Source organism: Mesorhizobium sp. M7A.F.Ca.AU.002.02.1.1 (assembly GCF_003998535.1).
GTDB classification, from domain to species: domain Bacteria; phylum Pseudomonadota; class Alphaproteobacteria; order Rhizobiales; family Rhizobiaceae; genus Mesorhizobium; species Mesorhizobium ciceri.
The window spans coordinates 1-2,958 of sequence record NZ_RZPB01000738.1 but is presented as its reverse complement, the minus strand read 5'-3'; the positions used below and the strand labels follow the sequence as shown (position 1 = coordinate 2,958).

The window sequence follows — 2,958 nt, the reverse complement described above, 5'->3', positions numbered from 1 at the left end:
CGGCAACACCGCGCGCGCCGGCCGCCGACCGAAGCTTGGCGGCGAAATCGGCAATCACGCGATCGCCCGCCCCATGCCCATGCACATCGTTGAGCGCCTTGAAATGATCGAGGTCGGCCAGCACCAACGCGACCGGGAACCGCGCCGAGGCGCAGTGCCGCAAGAGCAGCATGCCGCGCTCCTCGAAGCCACGCCGGTTGAGCAGGCCCGACAGGGGGTCGGTAAAGGTCTCGGTCTTCAACGCCTTCAACACGTCGAGTGCCGCGGCGGAAAACAGGCACAGCGCGATAAGCAGCGACAGCAGCGCGTGCGACAGCAGCGCCGTCGTCCAGTAGGACGAGCCATAGAACCCGTCATAGCTCGTGAAGGGCCCGTGCGCGATGACGACGATAAGGGTGCGCACGAAGAAGTTGACGCCCGACAGCAGCGACAGCACGAACAGGATTTTCTCGGTCGGGCCGTTGTTGCGCACCGGGCGCAGTTCGGCGGCAACCAGAAGGCTGATACCGCCGAAAGCGAAGTTCATCGCCAGGATGCGCCAGGTGAGATCCGGCGCGATGAACAGGAACCAGCAGAACGACGCCAGTCCCCCGCAGGCCAGCGCGCCGATCCCCACATAGGGCACCTTGCGGCCATAGCGGTGGACGATGGCGCCGGCCAGGCAGCAGCCGGCGATGCTGAAGCAGATGTTCGACACCAGCTTGGTCAGCGGCATGCCGATCGGCAAGGTGAAATACTGAAGCAGGAAGCCCACCGCCGAGAGACTGTAGCTGAGCGCCAGCACGGCCAGATAGGGGCGGTGGCGCTGATAGGACCATAGCACGAGGAACGCCGCGCCGAGCGCCAGCGCGATCGTCGGGTTAAGCAGCGCTATGAGCAGACCCGTGTCCAAACGACTATGACTTCCCCTCGCTTACGTCGGGGAAGAGCTTAGAGGGCAAGCCCAAACAAGCGGTTAAGCCTCGCCGCAAGCAGGACCGCCATCTCAAAATAATGTCAGGGAACCGCCGTCTCCGGTCAGCGTTCCTTCGTTGACAATCTGGAGCGACCGATGGCCGACACAATCACACTGACCGACCACGATGCGATCCGCTCGTGGGCTGCCGGGCGCGCCGGCTTTCCCGCAATCGTCGACATCTCGCCCGAAGCGGGGACGCAGCCCATGTTGAGGCTGGTCTTCGGCCAGCACGCCTATCAGGATCAGGACCAGCCTGAACGGCCGCTCAATGCGGGGGGCTATGAACTCGTCGAATGGGACGAATGGTTCAAGCTCTTCGAAGAACAACAGCTTGCGCTTGTGGTCGCGGCCGAACAGCCCGGACGCCGCGAGGAGTTCCACGAACTCGTCCGCCGCGACGGGAAGCGTTGACCCGAGCCGGGTGCGGCTCGGGTCCGTTCAAGTCTGGACTACTTCCACTCGCGAATGTCGACGAAGTGGCCGGCGATCGCCGCCGCGGCCGCCATCGCCGGCGACACCAGATGGGTGCGGCCCTTGAAGCCTTGCCGGCCCTCGAAATTGCGGTTCGAAGTCGAGGCGCAGCGTTCATGCGGCTTCAGCCGGTCGTCGTTCATGGCCAGGCACATCGAGCAGCCCGGCTCGCGCCAATCGAAACCGGCGGCGACAAAGATCTTGTCGAGGCCTTCGGCTTCCGCCTGTTCCTTGACCAGGCCGGAGCCCGGCACGATCATCGCATCGACATGCGGGCTGACCGTCTTGCCTTCGACCACCTTGGCGACGGCGCGCAGATCCTCGATGCGGCCATTGGTGCAGGAACCGATGAAGACGCGGTCGAGCGTGATGTCGGTGATCCTGGTGCCCGGCGTCAGACCCATATAGTCGAGCGCGCGCTGCTTGGAGGTGCGCTTGTTCTCATCGGTGATGTCGTCCGGGTTCGGCACGATGCCTTGCACCGACACGACGTCCTCGGGCGAAGAGCCCCAGGAGACGATCGGCGGCAGCTTGGCCGCGTCGAGCACGATCACCTTGTCGAAATGCGCGCCCTCGTCGGACTGTAGCGTCTTCCAGTATTCGAGTGCCGCATCCCAGGCCGCGCCCTTCGGCGCGCGGGGCTTGTCCTTGACATAGGCGAAGGTCGTCTCGTCCGCGGCGATCAGGCCGGCGCGCGCGCCGCCTTCGATCGACATGTTGCAGATCGTCATGCGGCCCTCCATCGACAGCGCACGGATCGCCTCGCCGGCATATTCGATGACATAGCCGGTGCCACCGGCAGTGCCGATCTCGCCGATGATGGCCAGGATGATGTCCTTGGCGGTGACACCTTCCGGCAATTGGCCGTCGACACGCACCAGCATGTTCTTGGCCTTGCGCTGGATCAGCGTCTGCGTCGCCAGAACATGCTCGACCTCGGATGTGCCGATGCCATGCGCCAGCGCGCCGAAAGCGCCGTGCGTCGAGGTGTGGCTGTCGCCGCAGACGATGGTCATGCCGGGCAGTGTAAAGCCCTGCTCCGGACCGATGATGTGGACGATGCCCTGGCGGATATCGTTCTCGGAATAATATTCGACGCCGAAATCCCTGGCGTTCTTGGCCAGCGCCTCGACCTGGATGCGGCTTTCCTCGTTCTTGATGCCGAACTTGCGCTCGGGCGAAGTCGAGACATTGTGATCGACCACGGCCAGCGTCTTTTCCGGATGCCGGACTTTACGGCCGGTCATGCGCAGGCCTTCGAAGGCCTGCGGACTGGTCACTTCATGGACCAGGTGGCGGTCGATGTAGAGCAGGCAGGTGCCGTCTTCCTGGCGATCGACGACATGGTCGTCGAAAATCTTGTCGTAGAGGGTGCGCGGTGCGCTCATGTGCGTAAATCCGTCGATATGAGAATGGGAAAGAGCAGGTGCCGGACCTCCGGCCCGGCGAAACGACCCCGATGGGTCGGCCTAGGGTAGTCGGCTGGTCAGCGCCCCGGACACGCGCGCGGAGAAGCGCGACGGCAGGCG

Annotated in this window: 3 protein-coding genes; 1 reads left to right on the top strand and 2 read right to left on the bottom strand. The window is 64.2% G+C overall.

Features of this window, described 5'->3' with window-relative positions; translation table 11 throughout:
- The coding region (locus EN879_RS30385) for a GGDEF domain-containing protein (protein WP_164774677.1) at positions 1-892 on the bottom strand (892 nt) is incomplete at its 3' end.
- 159 nt (positions 893-1,051) lie between these two features.
- On the opposite strand from EN879_RS30385, the gene EN879_RS30380 reads away from it, so the two are divergent.
- The gene (locus EN879_RS30380; protein ID WP_013528869.1) at positions 1,052-1,369 is read left to right on the top strand and encodes a hypothetical protein; all 318 of its coding nucleotides are present in this window, start codon (positions 1,052-1,054) and stop codon (positions 1,367-1,369) included.
- A gap of 38 nt (positions 1,370-1,407) precedes the next feature.
- On the opposite strand, the gene leuC is transcribed toward EN879_RS30380, so the two are convergent.
- Positions 1,408-2,817, bottom strand: coding sequence for a 3-isopropylmalate dehydratase large subunit (gene leuC / locus EN879_RS30375; RefSeq protein ID WP_063169533.1), 1,410 nt, complete (start codon positions 2,815-2,817; stop codon positions 1,408-1,410).
- Between the last annotated feature and the right edge of the window lie 141 nt (positions 2,818-2,958).